The organism is Burkholderia gladioli (genome assembly GCF_000959725.1).
In the GTDB taxonomy this organism is placed as follows: Bacteria; Pseudomonadota; Gammaproteobacteria; order Burkholderiales; family Burkholderiaceae; genus Burkholderia; species Burkholderia gladioli.
Genome location: NZ_CP009323.1, coordinates 2108421 through 2123976, shown reverse-complemented (window position 1 = coordinate 2123976; position 15556 = coordinate 2108421). Strand labels below are relative to the sequence as shown.

The 15556-nt window shown below is 68.4% G+C and carries 14 protein-coding genes; 5 read left to right on the top strand and 9 right to left on the bottom strand.

The window, feature by feature from the left end; all coding sequences use genetic code 11:
• Nucleotides 1–15: 15 nt before the first annotated feature.
• From BM43_RS26545 to BM43_RS26535, 3 genes are all read right to left on the bottom strand, one after another.
• Entirely contained in the window at nucleotides 16–558 is a 543-nt protein-coding gene (locus tag BM43_RS26545) for an ureidoglycolate lyase (protein WP_036029838.1), read from the bottom strand.
• A gap of 13 nt (nucleotides 559–571) precedes the next feature.
• Nucleotides 572–1582 carry an allantoicase gene (gene alc / locus BM43_RS26540; protein ID WP_036048283.1) on the bottom strand — a complete coding sequence of 337 codons (1011 nt, stop codon included), beginning with the start codon at nucleotides 1580–1582 and terminating at the stop codon, nucleotides 572–574.
• Nucleotides 1583–1698: 116 nt separating this feature from the next.
• On the bottom strand, nucleotides 1699–3039 hold the full coding sequence (locus BM43_RS26535; protein ID WP_013696625.1) for a C4-dicarboxylate transporter DctA: 1341 nt from the start codon (nucleotides 3037–3039) through the stop codon (nucleotides 1699–1701).
• A 208-nt stretch (nucleotides 3040–3247) separates the two neighbouring features.
• Between BM43_RS26535 and BM43_RS26530 the strand changes: the two genes are divergently transcribed.
• Nucleotides 3248–3940, top strand: coding sequence for a FadR/GntR family transcriptional regulator (locus tag BM43_RS26530; protein ID WP_013696624.1), 693 nt, complete (start codon nucleotides 3248–3250; stop codon nucleotides 3938–3940).
• 119 nt (nucleotides 3941–4059) lie between these two features.
• Here the strand turns inward: BM43_RS26530 and gap are convergent, their stop codons facing one another.
• A complete protein-coding gene (gene gap, locus BM43_RS26525; protein WP_036048285.1) occupies nucleotides 4060–5070 on the bottom strand; it encodes a type I glyceraldehyde-3-phosphate dehydrogenase in 1011 nt (336 codons plus the stop codon).
• Nucleotides 5071–5165: 95 nt separating this feature from the next.
• Entirely contained in the window at nucleotides 5166–7187 is a 2022-nt protein-coding gene (tkt, locus tag BM43_RS26520; RefSeq protein ID WP_042283800.1) for a transketolase, read from the bottom strand.
• A gap of 356 nt (nucleotides 7188–7543) precedes the next feature.
• On the opposite strand from tkt, the gene speE reads away from it, so the two are divergent.
• The 3 genes from speE to BM43_RS26505 are packed head-to-tail and all read left to right on the top strand — an operon-like array spanning nucleotide 7544 to nucleotide 9615.
• Nucleotides 7544–8401, top strand: coding sequence for a polyamine aminopropyltransferase (speE, locus tag BM43_RS26515; protein ID WP_036048289.1), 858 nt, complete (start codon nucleotides 7544–7546; stop codon nucleotides 8399–8401).
• A 39-nt stretch (nucleotides 8402–8440) separates the two neighbouring features.
• Nucleotides 8441–8857, top strand: a complete 417-nt coding sequence (locus tag BM43_RS26510) for a VOC family protein (protein ID WP_013696620.1) — start codon at nucleotides 8441–8443, stop codon at nucleotides 8855–8857.
• Complete coding sequence (locus tag BM43_RS26505; RefSeq protein ID WP_036048291.1) at nucleotides 8854–9615, top strand: 16S rRNA (uracil(1498)-N(3))-methyltransferase; 762 nt, start codon at nucleotides 8854–8856, stop codon at nucleotides 9613–9615. The genes BM43_RS26510 and BM43_RS26505 overlap by 4 nt, the downstream gene beginning before the upstream one ends.
• 76 nt (nucleotides 9616–9691) lie before the next feature.
• Here BM43_RS26505 and BM43_RS26500 read toward each other — a convergent pair whose 3' ends face one another.
• The 4 genes from BM43_RS26500 to BM43_RS26485 all read right to left on the bottom strand — a co-directional run bounded on the left by BM43_RS26500 (nucleotide 9692) and on the right by BM43_RS26485 (nucleotide 14363).
• Nucleotides 9692–10534 (bottom strand): hypothetical protein, encoded by an 843-nt coding sequence (locus tag BM43_RS26500; RefSeq protein WP_144417697.1) that lies wholly within the window; start codon nucleotides 10532–10534, stop codon nucleotides 9692–9694.
• A 66-nt stretch (nucleotides 10535–10600) separates the two neighbouring features.
• Nucleotides 10601–11176 (bottom strand): barstar family protein, encoded by a 576-nt coding sequence (locus BM43_RS26495; RefSeq protein ID WP_025096804.1) that lies wholly within the window; start codon nucleotides 11174–11176, stop codon nucleotides 10601–10603.
• A 16-nt stretch (nucleotides 11177–11192) separates the two neighbouring features.
• Complete coding sequence (locus BM43_RS26490) at nucleotides 11193–11615, bottom strand: ribonuclease (RefSeq protein WP_036038859.1); 423 nt, start codon at nucleotides 11613–11615, stop codon at nucleotides 11193–11195.
• A gap of 447 nt (nucleotides 11616–12062) precedes the next feature.
• Nucleotides 12063–14363: an NADP-dependent malic enzyme gene (locus tag BM43_RS26485; RefSeq protein WP_036048295.1), complete on the bottom strand. Its 2301-nt coding sequence runs from the start codon at nucleotides 14361–14363 to the stop codon at nucleotides 12063–12065.
• Between the two features lie 166 nt (nucleotides 14364–14529).
• Between BM43_RS26485 and thiL the strand changes: the two genes are divergently transcribed.
• Entirely contained in the window at nucleotides 14530–15531 is a 1002-nt protein-coding gene (gene thiL / locus BM43_RS26480; RefSeq protein WP_036048297.1) for a thiamine-phosphate kinase, read from the top strand.
• Nucleotides 15532–15556: the final 25 nt, after the last annotated feature.

Here is a 15556-nt window from a genome sequence, read left to right as displayed (position 1 = left end):
AAACGGGCGCCGAATTCACGCCGCGCCCTGCCGCGCGCCCGGCTCCGGCGACAGCAGCAGGCGCCGCGTGTCGAGCACGATCTCGTCGCAATTCGGCTCGCCGTTGCCGCCGCGGTCGATCACCACGAAATCGCTGACGCGATCGAGCGCGAGCAGCGGGTGATGCCAGACGCCGCGGGCATAGTTGACGCCCTGCCAGCCCTCGGCGAGAAAGGCGCGCAGCCGTGCCGGATCGAATTCGCCGGCCGGCGCGACCACCACCGCGTAGCGCCCGACCTCGGCCAGCGGCACGAAGGCCTGGCTGCCCAGCGGGTGCCGCTCCATCATCGCGATCTCGATCGGCCAGCGGCGCGGCTGGCCGCGGAACAGGTTGACGAGCGGCCGGCCGCCCGCCTCGCCGACATCAACGCTGGCGAGGTCGTGGAAGCGCTCGGTGGTGCCGCCGTTGATCGGAAAATGACGCGCGCCCTCCAGCTCGATCACGTCGCCGAACGGCGCGAAGGCCGCACGCGTGAGCGGCTCCAGCGGCAGCGCCTGCGGCAGGGGCGGCTGGTTCATGATCGCCTCCCGCTCAGGCCGGCTCGGCCCACAGACGCAGGCGCGAGACACCGCCGTCCGGGAAGATGTTGAAGCGCACGTGGGTGACCGGGCCCAGCGCGACCAGGCCGCTGTCGAACACGTGCAGGCTGTCCATCGACAGCTTTTGCTCGCCGAGCAGCTCCGGCCAGAACATCGCCTGCGTGACCAGCGAATCGTCGGTGCCGCCGGCCACCGAGGCGGCCTGCAGCGAGCAGCGATCGGGATAGTTGCCCTTGAAGTGCGCGGTGTCGACCTCGACGCGTCGGATGATCCCCGGGCGTGCCAGCGCCACGATCGCCCAGTCGTTGCCGGGTTCGCGGCGCCGCCGCGTCTCCCAGCCGTCGCCCATGTTCACGCCGCGCCCAGGCATCAGCATCTGCGAGGCGGGACCGAAGTGCTGGTTGTTGGCGGCGACCAGATAGGCGCCGTTCTCGATCGCGGCCAGGTCGACCAGCTCGCCCGTGGCGGCGCGGCTCCAGTCGCGCTGCGGCTGGCCGTACACGCGCAGCCGCGCCAGCCCGCCGTCCGGATAGAGATTGACGCGCAGGTGGGTGACCACGCGCGGCGCGTCGACGGCGACGTAGTGATGGCGATTGCCCTGCAGCGTGGTGGCCGGCACCAGCGGCTGCCAGTCGGCCTGCTCCGGCGGCAGCTCGCCGTCGAACGCGCAGGCCTCGATCGAGGCGGCCGGCGGGAAGTTGCCGGTGAAGTGGCTGGTGTCGAGATCGACGCCGTGGACCACGCCGGGGCGCGCCAGCCTGACGATGCACCAGTCGTGGCCGGCCACGCGCTTGCGGCGCGTTTCCCAACCATCCATCCACTTGCCGTGATCGTCGTACTTGCCGGGGATGAAGACGGCCGGCTCGGGGTTGAGCATGCGCTCCATCGGCGCGAAGAAGTCGTCGCTGGAGGCCAGCGCCTTGGCGCCCAGGCGCGGGTCGGCGAGATTCATGTAGCGGCGCGTGAAGGCGGGCGCGTCGGGATCGAGGATCGGTGCAGCCATGATGTCTCCAGTCGGGTGAGAGGCCCGGCGCGGTGCCGGGCTGCGAATCGGGAAAGCAGGGAAAGCGGGGAAGCGAGGAACAGGCGCGCAAGGAACGCGGTGGTGACGCGGCGCCCTCAGAGCACGTGCGCGTGCTCGCCGCCGGCGAGCTTGCCGGGCGCGGCACCGGCCTCGCCGTGCTCCTCCTCGACCGGCACGTAGCGCAGCTCGCGGTTCAGCACGCGGCGGGCACGGGCGACGTCGATGTCGTGCTCCCAGACCGCCACCACCACGGTGGCCACGCAATTGCCGACCAGGTTGGTGAGCGCGCGCGCGATGCCGACGAACCAGTCGACCGGCAGGATCAGCACCAGGCCGAGCACCGGAATCGCCGGGATCGCCGAGAGCGTCGCGGCCAGGATCACGATCGCCGAGCCGGGGATGCCGTGCGCGCCCTTCGAGGTGACCAGCGAGACCAGCAGCACGATGATCAGGTCGTGCGCGGACAGCGGCGTATTGGTGGCCTGCGCGATGAACAGCACGGCCAGCGTCAGGTAGATCGAGAAGCCGTCGAGATTGAACGAGTAGCCGGTGGGGATCACCAGGCCGACGGTGGAATCCTTCACGCCCATCCATTCGAGCTTGCGCATCACCTGCGGCAGCACCGCGTCCGAGGAGGCGGTGCCGAGCACGATCATCAGCTCCTCGCGCAGGTAGCGGATCAGCTTGAACACGCTGAAGCCGGCCAGCCGCATCACGGTGCCGAGCACCACCGCGACGAACAGCGCGCAGCTCACGTAGAACACTGCCACCAGCAGGCCGAGCTGCTTGAGCGAGGCCACGCCGTACTTGCCGGTGGTGAAGGCGATCGCGCCGAGCACGCCGAGCGGCGCGAGTCGGATGATGAAGCCCATCACGCGAAAGCAGACCTGCGAGAACTCGTCGATGATGCCGCTGATGCGGCTGGCACGCTCGCCGAGCAGGGACAGCGCCGAGCCGAACAGCACCGCGAACACCAGGATCTGCAGGATGTCGCCCTTGGCGAAGGCATCGAAGGCCGTGTCGGGGATGATCTTGAGCAGGTAGCCGGCGGTGTCCTTGAGGCTCTGCGCGTTCTTCGCGTAGTCGGCCAGCGAGGCCGCGTCGAGCGAGCCGAGCGCGACGTTCATGCCGGCGCCGGGCCGCGTGAGGACCGCCAGCAACAGGCCGATGCCGAGCGCCAGCGTGGTCATCAGCTCGAAGTAGACGATCGCCTTCACGCCGACGCGCCCCACCTTCTTCAAGTCGCCGGCATTCGCGATGCCGCCCACCACCACGCAGAACACGATCGGCCCGATCACCATCTTGATCAGCTTCAGGAAGCCGTCGCCGAGCGGGCGCAGCGACTGCGCCGCGTGCGGGAAGGCGGCGCCGAGCGCCACGCCGATCACCAGCGCGATCACCACGCGCCCGAACAAGGAATTCAGAAACCTCGCCATCACATCTCCCGTCACCGCGGTTGTCGTGGACTTCACTGTTCTGACTGGTCATACCAGTTAAGTTATGGCGAAGTGTAGGAAGCCGATATACGCGCGTCAACCGTGTCAAAAACCGGGATTACCCGATACGCGACAGCGGGCCGGGCGCCGGCGGCGCGGCATGGATGGGCGGATTACAATGCCGGTCTGACCGGCCCCGCATGCAGTCATGAAGAACCTGCCCCAAACCGTTACCGACGCCGCCGTGGCGACCATCCAGGCCCGCATCGAAACCGGCGCCTACCCGGTCGGCAGCCTGCTGCCGGCGCAGCGCCAGCTCTCCGAGGAACTGGAGATCAGCCGTGCCTCGCTGCGCGAGGCGCTGTCGACGCTGGAGGCGCTCGGCATGCTGACGATCCGGCCCGGCAAGGGCGTCTACGTGGAGCGCGCGCAGGCCGCGGCCGGCCATCCCTGGCGCTTCGCGGCGCAATCCTCGCCGCCCGATACCTACCAGATGCGTTATGCGCTGGAGGGTTTCGCGGCGCGCATGGCGGCGCTGGCGATCAGCGACACCGACCTCGCCTGGTTCGAGGAGAACCTGGCCGCGCTGCACGTGGCGCTGGTCGACAACGCGCTGGACGCCGCCGCCCAGCTCGACTTCGAATTCCACATGCGGATCCTCGCGCTGGCCGGCAACGCGGCAATCGAATCGGTGCTGCGCAACAGCGCCGACATCATGAAGGAAAGCCAGCGCATGCCCTTCTACCGGCGCGAGCTGATGCTCTCGACCTGGCACGAGCATCGCGCCATCGTCGACGCGCTCACCGCGCGCGACTCGGCCGCGGCCGGCCGGGCCATCGAGATCCACATCGAGAGCGCCGCGCAGCGCGCCGGCGTGTTCTTCCCCACGCCGCGCGGCTGAAGCCGCAGCACTGAACCCCCGCTCCAAAAGACAAACCCGCCGCCGCGCACGAGGCGCGACGGCGGGTTTTCGCGACTGGATCGAAACGGGCTCGGCCAGCCCGCCGCGCCCGAGCCGATTTACTTGGCGTTGGCGAACGCGACTGCCGTGTCCAGCATGCGGTTCGAGAAGCCCCACTCGTTGTCGTACCAGCTCGACACCTTCACCAGGCGGCCCGACACCTTGGTCAGCGTCGAATCGAACGAGGACGAGGCCGGGTTGTGGTTGAAGTCGACCGACACCAGCGGCTGGTCGTTATAGGCCAGGATGCCCTTGAGCGCGCCTTGCGAAGCTTCCTTCATGATCGCGTTGACTTCCTCGACCGTGGTATCGCGCTTGGCGATGAAGGACAGGTCGACGATCGACACGTTGATGGTCGGCACGCGGATCGCGTAGCCGTCCAGCTTGCCGTTCAGTTCCGGCAGCACCAGGCCGACCGCGGCCGCCGCGCCGGTCTTCGTCGGGATCTGGCTGTGCGTGGCCGAACGGGCGCGGCGCAGGTCCTCGTGATAGACGTCGGTCAGCACCTGGTCGTTGGTGTAGGCGTGGATCGTCGTCATCAGGCCGGTTTCGAGGCCGATCTTGTCGTGCAGCGGCTTGACCAGCGGCGCCAGGCAGTTGGTGGTGCACGATGCGTTCGAGATCACGGTGTGCTCGGCCTTCAGCACGTCGTGGTTGACGCCGTAGACGATGGTCGCGTCGACGTCCTTGCCACCCGGCGCCGAGATGATCACCTTCTTCGCGCCGCCCTTCAGGTGGGCGCTGGCCTTTTCCTTGGTGGTGAAGAAGCCCGTGCACTCGAACACCACGTCGACGCCGAGCTCGCCCCACGGCAGTTCGGCCGGGTTGCGGTTGGCCAGCACGCGGATGCGGTCGCCGTTGACGATCAGGTAGTCGCCGTCGACCGAGACTTCGCCGGGGAAGCGGCCGTGCGCCGTGTCGTACTGCGTCAGGTGCGCGTTGGTCTTGGCATCGCCGAGGTCGTTGATCGCGACGATCTCGATGTCATGCTTCTTGCCGTTTTCGTAGAAAGCGCGCAGCGTGTTGCGGCCGATGCGGCCGTAACCGTTGATTGCAACGCGAATCGTCATGGTCTATCTCCTGATGGCTGAAAAAATACGTTTCGTGCAGCTTCACGGCGGCGCGCTGCGCGCCCGGGGAGGCAGCGCAGCGCGCCTGGTATCACTTAGGCGAGCACCTTCTTCGCCGTCTCGACCACGTTCTCGACGGTGAAGCCGAAGTACTTGAACAGCACGCCGGCCGGCGCCGATTCGCCGAAGGTGTCGATCCCGACCACGCCGCCCTCCAGGCCGACGTACTTGCGCCAGAACTCGCTCACGCCCGCCTCGATCGCCACGCGGCGCACGCCGGCCGGGAGCACGCGCTCGCGGTACTCGGCGTCCTGGCGGTCGAACACGGTGGTGGCCGGCATCGACACCACGCGCGCGGCGATGCCCTGCTGCGCCAGCGGCTCGACGGCCTTCATCGCCAGCTCGACCTCGGAGCCGGTCGCGATCAGGATGATCTTGCGCGCGACGACGTCTTCCTGCCAGTCGCGCAGCACGTAGCCGCCCTTGGCGACATTGGCGATCTGGGCTTCGCTGCGCGTGTTGAACTGCAGGTTCTGGCGGCTGAAGATCAGGCAGGACGGACGCTGGGCGGCGATCGCCTGGGTCCAGCCCACCGCCGTCTCGACCGTGTCGGCCGGGCGCCAGACGTCGAGATTCGGGATCAGGCGCAGGCTGGCGACGTGCTCGATCGACTGGTGGGTCGGGCCGTCCTCGCCCAGGCCGATCGAATCGTGGGTGAACACGAAGATCGACGGGGCCTTCATCAGCGCGGCCACGCGCAGCGCGTTGCGGCTGTAGTCGGAGAAGGTCAGGAAGGTGCCGCCGAAGGGCTTGTAGCCGCCGTGCAGGACCAGGCCGTTGATGGCCGCGCTCATACCGAATTCGCGCACGCCGTAGTTGACGTGGTTGCCCCACTGGATGCCGTGCTCGCCGGCGCGCACCGGCTTGGAGGCCTTCCAGTTGGTGAGGTTCGAGCCGGTCAGATCGGCCGAGCCGCCAAGCAGTTCCGGCAGCGCCGCGGCCAGGCCTTCGATGGTCTGCTGCGAGGCCTTGCGGGTGGCGACCGTCTCGCCGCGCTCGTTGGCGCCGGCGACGATGGCGGCGGCCTTCTCGGCCCAGTCGGCCGGCAGCTTGTTGGCCGCGCGGCGCTCGAACTCGGCCGCCTCGGCCGGGTACTTGGCGCGGTAGGCGTCGAACGCGCCCTGCCAGTCGGCTTCGAACTTGGCGCCCGCGGCCTTGGCATCCCATGCCGCATAGACTTCCTGCGGGATCACGAAGGGTTCCCAGTTCCAGCCCAGCGCGGCGCGCGTCTTGGCGATTTCCTCGGCGCCGAGCGCCGCGCCGTGCACGTCGTGGCCGCCGGCCTTGGTGGCCGCGCCCTTGCCGATCACCGTCTTGCAGCAGATCAGGGTCGGACGATCCGATTGCTTGGCCTTTGCGATGGCCGCGTCGACCGCGTCGACGTCATGGCCGTTCACGCCCGGGATCACGTTCCAGCCATAGGCCTCGAAGCGCTTCGGGGTGTCGTCGTGGAACCAGTTGACCACGTCGCCGTCGATCGAGATGCCGTTATCGTCGTACAGCGCGATCAGCTTGTTGAGCTTGAGCGTGCCGGCCAGCGAGCAGGCCTCGTGCGAGATGCCTTCCATCAGGCAGCCGTCGCCGACGAACACGTAGGTGTGGTGGTCGACGATCTTCGCGTCGGCCTTGTTGAACTCGGCCGCCAGCAGCGCCTCGCCGAGCGCCATGCCGACCGCGTTCGCCAGACCCTGGCCGAGCGGGCCGGTGGTGGTCTCGACGCCCGGCGTGATGCCGTATTCGGGGTGGCCCGGCGTCTTGGAGTGCAGCTGGCGGAAGTTCTTCAGCTCCTCGATCGGCAGTGCGTAGCCGCTCAGGTGCAACAGCGAGTACAGCAGCATTGAGCCATGGCCGTTGGACAGCACGAAGCGGTCGCGGTCGGCCCAATGCGGGTTGGTCGGGTTGTGGCGCAGGTGGCGCGACCACAGCGCGACGCCGATTTCGGCCATGCCCATCGGCATGCCGGGGTGGCCGGAGTTCGCTTGCTGGACGGCATCCATCGCGAGCGCGCGGATCGCGTTGGCCATCAGGGAGGTGTTGGCGGGAGACGAGGTCGTCATGTCGAGTCCGGAGAACGAGTCGAGAAAAACGGGGCACGGCATGTCCGGAAGCTCGCGGGCCAGCCGACCCCGGCGCGCGATGCGGCGCCATCAGGACGCGAAGCGGACGAGCAATCAGACGGGAGGCTGCAAAGCCGGTCATTTTAACAGAGACCCGGCCGGCGCCCCGGCGAAAACGGCTTCGCGACCGGGCTGAACGGCGAAACCGCGTCGCCGCATCTTCTCATGGGCGTGATTTTTGCGGCGCCGCAAGCCGCCGCCGGAGCCAGCGGGCCGCTTCCTGCCTCGCCGCGTTCCACTCGCCGCGCTCTCGCCTCCTATAATTCCCGGCATCGGCCCTGCCCTCGCCCCACCCCGTGAACACGACGCTCTTCTTCCATCCGTCCCCCGACGCGACCTACGGCTTCCCGAACGCGCGGCGGCTCGAGGCGCTCGCCTCGCCGCACCAGCGCATCGAGGTCTGGGACACGCCGCAGCTCGGCCGCTTGTTCACGCTCGACGGCCGGCCGATGACCTCCGTCGGCGACGAATACGTCTATCACGAATGCATGACGCACCCGGCCGCGCTGGCCCATCCGCAGCCGCGCCGGGCGCTGGTGCTCGGCGGCGGCGACGGCGGCGCCGCGCGCCAGTTGCTCAAGCATCCCTCGATCGAGCGGGTGGTGATCGCCGAACTCGACGCGGTCGTGGTCGAGATGGCGCGCCGCCACCTCGCCGCTGTGCACGAGGGCGCGCTCGACGATCCGCGCGTCGAGCTGGTGATCGGCGACGCCGCGCAGTACGTGGCGCGCAGCAACTGCCACTTCGACCTGGTGGTGTTCGACCTGACGCCGCCCGATTCGCCGGCCGCCGGCCTCTACACGCGCGATTTCCTGGCGCGGCTCAAGCGGATCCTGACGCCCTGCGCGGCGCTCTCGATGCACCTGGGCGCGCCGGGCTTCCACGCGAAGCGGATCGCAGCGCTGGTGGCCGAGCTGCGCGCCAGCTTCGCGGTGGTCGCCCCGCTGACCGCGCCGGTGCCGCTGTACGGCGGCGAATGGCTGATGGCGGTGGCCAGCGACACGCTCGACGCGGGCGCGCTGTTCGCCCACGACGTCGGGGAGCGGCTGGCCGAGCGTGGCGTCGCGGGGCTGCGCTTCTACGATGCCGAACTGCATCCGGCCTTGTTCACCCTGCGTCGCACGCTGCGCGATACACTCGGCCTACGGCGCTGATCGGCGCCCATCGTCCCCCATCCCGCAGGAGACTGTCCGATGACCGACCCACGTCCGGCCAACGTGCCCTGGTTGACGCCCTATCTGGCCGTTCGCAACGCCCAGGCGTCGATCCGCTTCTATGGCGACGCATTCGGGTTCGAAACGCGTGAATTGATCGACGAAGACGGCGCGATCATGCACGTCGAGATGAGCTACCACGGCCAGCTGATCCTGATGTTCGCGCCCGAGGGCGCGTTCGGCTCGACCGCGCGCACGCCGCGCAGCGCCGACAGCATGGCGCCGCAATCCTTCTACCTGTATGTCGACGACGTCGATGCCGCGCACCAGCGCGCGCTCGCGGCCGGCGGCAAGTCTCTGACCTCGCCCTGCGACCAGTTCTGGGGCGACCGCTTCGCCCAGGTCGAGGACCTGGACGGCTACCGCTGGGCATTGGCGAGGCGCATCGAGGCATGAACGGCAGCAGCACTTCCGCGGTTCCGCGATTTTTCGTCGATGTCCCGCTGGCCGATCAGGCCAGCATCGTGCTGCCCGCCGAGGTCGCGCGCCATGTCCAGGTGCTGCGTCTGGAGCCCGGCGATGCGCTGACGCTGTTCGACGGCAGCGGCGGCCAGTATCGCGCCGAGCTGGTCGAGATCGGCAAGCGCACGGCTGTGGCCCGCACGCTGGCCTTCGAGGCGCGCGAGCTGGAGACGCCCTACCGGATCACGCTCGCGCAGGGCATCGCCGGCGGCGACAAGATGGACTGGCTGATCGAGAAGGCGGTCGAGCTGGGCGTGGCCGGCGTGGCGCCGCTATCGACCTCGCGCGGCGTGGTGAGACTGTCCGGCGAACGCGCCGACAAGCGCGTGGCGCACTGGCAGGGCGTGGTGCGCGCCGCCTGCGAGCAATGCGGGCGCAATCGCGTGCCGGCGGTGGCTGCCGTGTCCGACTACGCCGCCTGGCTGGCGGCGCTGCCGTCTCCGGTCGAGGATGAAGTGCGGTTGATGTTGTCGCCGCGAGCGAGCATCGCCTTCGCCGAGTTGCCGGAGCAAGCGCCAACCGGCGAGATCCGCCTGCTGATCGGCCCTGAAGGCGGCTTGTCGCCGGCCGAGGAAGATGCCGCGCGCGAATGCGGCTTCCGGGCGATCGTGCTGGGCGCGCGCGTGCTGCGCACCGAAACGGCCGGAATGGCGATGCTGGCGGCGCTGGCCGCGCGCTGGGGAGGCTGGTAGGCGGCGAGCAGGAACTCAAGGCTGCCCGGCCAACGGGCTTGTCGCGGCTTGCGCGCCGAACTGCCGCCAAATCCGCTCAATCTCCGCGCATCTGCGTCGGCATGCCCAGTGTCTCGAGGATCGGCTTCGATACCGTCTCGAGCAGCGTGCCGGGATCCGTCGCGCGCCAACCTTCCAGGTCACTGCCGCTCAGTTGGAGCGTGCCGCTGACCGGTAGCTCGATCGGCGCGGCGGGGATCATCCCGGCCAGCTTGGTGGCCATTGCCGCGCGAGCCTCGACGGCGGCCTGCTCCGACCTGACGACCTGGCGCGGCATCACCACCCGCAGACGCTCCATCACCGGCGCGAGGTTCGCTACCTCGCAGACATAGGCGACCTGGGCGCTCGACGGCCCGTCGCCGCCCGAATCGGCCTCACGCGTCTCGCCGGTGACGCGGCAGCGCGAACGCGCGATCGCGTCCGCCACCGCCGCGAACATCGCGCGCAAGGGTTCGCTCAAGGCCTCGCGCTGCGCCGGCGGCATCGATTCGGTGAGCCGCTCCGCCAGATGGCGCGGGTTTTCCGCCCGCGCCTGCGCATAGGCCTGGAGATCGATCGCATCACGGCCGCCCTCGATGCCGCGCATCGTGTCGTTGTACTGCTGGCCGCGCGCCAAATCTCCGTTGACGAACAGCGCCAGCAGCAATTCGGTGGTCTGGCTCGGCGACAAGAGCGCGGCGCGAGCGGGCACGGCCGCGATCAGCATCGCGCCGGTCAAGGCCAGCACGACGCGGGACAGGATGCGCGGGATCTGCATGGGAATCATGGAATGATGGCCCTGGAACCGGGCAAAAGCAGGAAAAGGAGATGGCAACCCGCCCGAGCATGCCCGAGGCCATCGGCGGATGCAAAAAAGCCCGCGCTCGGCGGGCTTTTTCACCACTGGCTGGGCGACCCCGGAACCTCGGTCCCGGCCGTCGCGTCCGGCGAAACTCGATTCGCCCGCTCAGGCGAACGAGTAGAACACGCGAAACGCGATCTTGCGCTCCGCCCAGAACTCGGCGGCCTCGCGGAACACGTCGAGCAGGGTCTCGCGGCCCTCCTTGTCGAACTTCTGCGCGATCGGCAGCGCCTCCAGCACGATCACGAAGCCCGGCTGCTCGCCGGCCTTGTGGACCAGGTCGGTCAGGCTGTCGTACAGCGCGTCGTAGTTCTTGCCGAAATGCTTGGGGAACAGGAACGAGGTCGCGATCGTTTCCAGCACTTCCTGCTTCGACTGCGCGGTGCCGCAATAGGCGAACAGGAAATGCTGGCCCAGCCGGGCGGCCTCGTCCGCGAGATCCTGCACGCGGAAGGCGCGGATCGACTGCACGAGATTGGGTCGCACGGTCGCGAAAAGACTCATAGGCTCCTCGGTTGATGAAAGCTCCGGGCAGTCCGGCCGCAAGGGTGCCGCCTCCGGCGCGGTATCGCCCTGGGCGACCGCGCGCAGCTGCATCACACGTTGGAACAGGTTGCCGTCGCCGGCTGCGAACAGGTCCGCCGCAGCCGACGTATCGTGCGCGTAGGTGGTGTCGCTCATGCCGATCATCCCGAAATCATTCAACAATACGTTTAAAACTGGCGTAGTGGTCGTCGGAGTAGTAACAGTTGTCGATCCGGCGCAGCGGCCCGCCGCAGACGATCCGTTTCGCGCCGCGATTGCGCGCGCGGGGCGTCGGCACCGTGTACTCATGGTAATAGCCGCGCCGCATCTTCGGCAGGATGCGCTCGAAGTTGCCGAACACGACGCCGTCTTTCGAATACGGATAAGGGCCACCTGAAGCAATCAGCCCGAGCGTCGTCACGGCTTCGCGCGGCAGCGCGGAGGTCGCAATCGTACCGACCGCCGCGCCCGTGGGCGCGATTTCCCGTGCGTAGGCGGAAGAAACCGGACCGCCCGCCGGCAAGCCGGCGCTACCCAGTGCGATGAGCGCGAAGACGGACGCGAGCGCGCCGTTGCGGAGCCACTTGCGTGTCATGAACCGGGGTTCCCGCTGTTAAATCAACAAGTTGACGACCAGGAAAGGCGTAAGCGTAGCGCTAATGACGAGCAGAATCAATGTTCGTCCGGGAATTGAAAGCGCCATTTGCGGCTATTTGACACATTTAGCGCATTTTCCTCGCTTCATCAAGAATTTTTTATCTCGACCAGGATAAACTGCGCCTCGGCAACATCGACTGACGAGTTCTTGCCTCCTCGTCGGTTGCCGGCGGCCCGGCGATGTTGTCGTTTGACCTTGGGACGGTCCCTGGCCATGCCCGACGGCGTGCCTCGCAACGAGGCACGCCGCTTTTCCTGTGGCAATTGAATACAGAAGCCGTCGCCTAGGCGGGAGAACAAGGCCGATACCATGAAAAACGCCCGGGCCAGGCCCGGGCGTCTTTGATCATGAGGCCGCGACGCGGGCGCCGCCTGCCTCGTACGCTCAGCGCGTCGCGTTGACGTCGGCCACCAGCAGGGCCGCCATGTTGACGATCCGGCGCACCGTCGCCGATTCGGTCAGCACATGCACCGGCTGCGCCGCGCCGAGCAGGATCGGCCCGATCGCGATGTTGTTGCCGGCTGCCGTCTTCAGCAGGTTGTAGGCGATATTGGCCGCGTCGATGTTCGGCAGCACCAGCAGGTTCGCCTCGCCCTCGAGCGTCGAATCCGGCAGGATTTCCTTGCGCAGCACCGGGTCGAGCGCCACGTCGCCGTGCATTTCGCCGTCCACTTCCAGGCCCGGCGCGAGTTCCCTCAGGATCGCCAGCGTCTCGCGCATCTTCGCCGCGGTCGGCGCGTTGCTGGTGCCGAAGTTCGAGTGCGAGAGCAGCGCGACCTTCGGCTCGATGCCGAAGCGGCGCACTTCCTCGGCCGCCATCATGGTGATCTCGGCCAGTTGCTCCGGGGTCGGATCGACGTTGACGTGCGTGTCGACGATGAAGATCTGGCGACCCGGCAGGACCAGCCCGTTCATCGCGGCGTAGACGCTGCAGCCCTCGCGCTTGCCGATCACCTGGTCGACGAAGTGCAGGTGGCGATGCGTGGTGCTGATGGTGCCGCAGATCATGCCGTCGGCCTCGCCCTTCTTGACCAGCATCGCGCCGATCAGGGTGGTGCGGCGGCGCATCTCCAGCTTGGCGAGCTGCTGGCCCATGCCCTTGCGCGCCATCAACTGGTAGTAGGTCTGCCAGAAATCGCGGTAGCGCTCGTCGTGCTCGGTGTTGACGATGGTGAAGTCGACGCCCGGCGTGATGCGCAGGCCGAAGCGCTTGATGCGGTTCTCGATCACGTTCGGGCGGCCGATCAGGATCGGCTTGGCGACGTTCTCGTCGATCAGGATCTGCACCGCGCGCAGCACGCGCTCCTCCTCGCCCTCGGCGAACACCACGCGCTTCTTCTCGGCCGGGGCGCTGCGCGCCACCTGGAACACCGGCTTCATGGTGTTGCCGCTGTGGTAGACGAACTGCTGCAGATGCTGGACGTAGGCGTCCATGTCCTCGATCGGGCGCGTGGCCACGCCGCCTTCCATCGCCGCCTTGGCCACCGCCGGCGCGATCTTGACGATCAGGCGCGGGTCGAAGGGCTTCGGGATCAGGTATTCGGGGCCGAAGGAGATGTCCTCGATGCCGTAGGCGGTCGCCACGATATCGCTCTGCTCCTGCTGGGCCAGTTCGGCGATCGCGTTCACGGCGGCGATTTCCATCTCGCGCGTGATGGTGGTCGCGCCGACATCCAGCGCGCCGCGGAAGATGAACGGGAAGCAGAGGACGTTGTTGACCTGGTTCGGGTAGTCGGTGCGGCCCGTCGCGAGGATCGCGTCCGGGCGCACTTCATGGGCCACCTCGGGCAGGATTTCCGGCGTCGGGTTGGCCAGCGCGAGGATCAGCGGGCGCTCGGCCATGCCCTTGACCATCTCCTGCTTGAGCACGCCGGCGGCCGACAGGCCCAGGAAGATATCCGCGCCGTCGATCACCTCGGCCAGCGTGCGCGCCTCGGTCTCGCGCGCGAAACGCTCCTTGTCCGGGTCCATCAGCTCGGCGCGGCCCTTGTAGACCACGCCCGCCAGATCGGTCACGTAGATGTTCTCGAGCGGCAGGCCGATGTCGACCAGCAGGTCCAGGCAGGCCAGCGCGGCCGCGCCGGCGCCCGAGGCGACCAGCTTGACCTGCTTGATGTCCTTGCCGACCACCTTCAGGCCGTTGGTGACGGCCGCCGCCACCACGATCGCGGTGCCGTGCTGGTCGTCGTGGAACACCGGGATCTTCATGCGCTTGCGGCACTCGCGCTCGACGATGAAGCAGTCCGGCGCCTTGATGTCCTCGAGGTTGATGCCGCCGAAGGTCGGCTCCAGCGCGGCGATCACGTCGACCAGCTTGTGCGGGTCGGATTCGTTCAGCTCGATGTCGAACACGTCGATGCCGGCGAACTTCTTGAACAGCGCGGCCTTGCCTTCCATCACCGGCTTCGAGGCGAGCGGGCCGATGTTGCCCAGGCCGAGCACGGCGGTGCCGTTGGTGACCACGCCCACCAGGTTGCTGCGCGAGGTGAAGCGCGCAGCGTTCAGCGGGTTCTCGACGATCTCCTCGCAGGCGAAGGCCACGCCCGGCGAATAGGCCAGCGCCAAATCGCGCTGGTTGATCATCTGCTTGGTTGGCTGGACGGCGATTTTGCCCGGCGTCGGGAATTCGTGGTAATCGAGGGCGGCGGCGCGCAGGTCGGCTTTGGGGGAGGACTTGGTGGACATGAGTCGAGAGAGGCGGGATTAGAATACCTGTTCGGCCCACATTGTAGCGCCAATCCCCCGCCGGATTTTTCGATTCCGGTGACAACTGCCGCAGCCGGAATGCGCGTAAGGCCGAGCCGCCGCCTTACAATATCCGCCCTCCATCTGCTCGCCGGAACCGTTCGCCGTGGCCGCCTCCCCGTTGTCCGAATTCTCCCTGATCGACCGCTATTTCGCGCGCCGCGCGCAGCGCTCCGGCGCGCGCGCCGTACTCGGCATCGGCGACGATTGCGCCCTGCTGGCGCCCAAGGCCGGCACGATGCTGGCGATTTCGACGGACATGCTGGTGGAAGGCCGCCATTTCTTCCCCGAGGTGCCGCCGCGCGCGCTCGGCCACAAGACGCTGGCCGTCAATCTCTCGGACCTCGCCGCGATGGGCGCCCAGCCGCGCGCCTTCACGCTCGCCTTCGCGCTGCCGCGCGCCGATGCCGACTGGCTCGACGCGTTCGCCGACGGTTTGTTTACGATCGCCGATCGCCATGGCTGCGAGCTGGTCGGCGGCGATACCACCAGCGGGCCGCTCAATCTCTGCGTGACCGTGTTCGGCGACGTCGGCCCCGATCGCGCGCTGCGCCGCGACGCGGCGCGCGCGGGAGACGAGGTCTGGGTTTCGGGCACGCTAGGCGACGCGCGCGCCGGGCTGGGCGTGGCGCGCGGCGAATGGACGGCCGGCGAGGCCGAGGCTGCGGCATTTCGCCGCGCACTCGAATGGCCCGAGCCGCGCGTCGCGCTCGGCCTGGCGCTGGCCGGCGTGGCGCATGCCGCGCTGGACCTCTCCGACGGGCTGGCCGGCGACCTGCGCCACATCCTCGAGCGTTCGCGGGTGGCGGCCGAGATCGACGTCGACGCGGTCCCGCGCTCGGCGGCACTGGCCACGCTCGCGCCCGAGTTGCAGCGCACCTGCACGCTGGCCGGCGGCGACGACTACGAACTCTGCTTCACCGCGCCGGCCGGGGCGTACTCGGCCGTGCTGGCCGCTGCCGAGACGGCCGGCGTGCCGGTCACGCGGATCGGCACGATCCGCGCGCTGGCCACGGGCGAGGCGCCCGGGGTCCACTGGCGCGACGGCCAGGGCGCGCCGCTGTCGCTGACCCTGCATGGCTTCGACCACTTCCATGACGAGCAATGACCCTCACGCGCGGCCGGTGCCGCCG

Coding starts and splice junctions, on each gene's coding strand:
- BM43_RS26545 (WP_036029838.1), bottom strand. CDS start 558: ATGAACCAGCCGCCCCTGCCGCAGGCGCTGCCGCTGGAGCCGCTCACG.
- alc (WP_036048283.1), bottom strand. CDS start 1,582: ATGGCTGCACCGATCCTCGATCCCGACGCGCCCGCCTTCACGCGCCGC.
- BM43_RS26535 (WP_013696625.1), bottom strand. CDS start 3,039: ATGGCGAGGTTTCTGAATTCCTTGTTCGGGCGCGTGGTGATCGCGCTG.
- BM43_RS26530 (WP_013696624.1), top strand. CDS start 3,248: ATGAAGAACCTGCCCCAAACCGTTACCGACGCCGCCGTGGCGACCATC.
- gap (WP_036048285.1), bottom strand. CDS start 5,070: ATGACGATTCGCGTTGCAATCAACGGTTACGGCCGCATCGGCCGCAAC.
- tkt (WP_042283800.1), bottom strand. CDS start 7,187: ATGACGACCTCGTCTCCCGCCAACACCTCCCTGATGGCCAACGCGATC.
- BM43_RS26510 (WP_013696620.1), top strand. CDS start 8,441: ATGACCGACCCACGTCCGGCCAACGTGCCCTGGTTGACGCCCTATCTG.
- BM43_RS26505 (WP_036048291.1), top strand. CDS start 8,854: ATGAACGGCAGCAGCACTTCCGCGGTTCCGCGATTTTTCGTCGATGTC.
- BM43_RS26495 (WP_025096804.1), bottom strand. CDS start 11,176: ATGAGCGACACCACCTACGCGCACGATACGTCGGCTGCGGCGGACCTG.
- BM43_RS26490 (WP_036038859.1), bottom strand. CDS start 11,615: ATGACACGCAAGTGGCTCCGCAACGGCGCGCTCGCGTCCGTCTTCGCG.
- BM43_RS26485 (WP_036048295.1), bottom strand. CDS start 14,363: ATGTCCACCAAGTCCTCCCCCAAAGCCGACCTGCGCGCCGCCGCCCTC.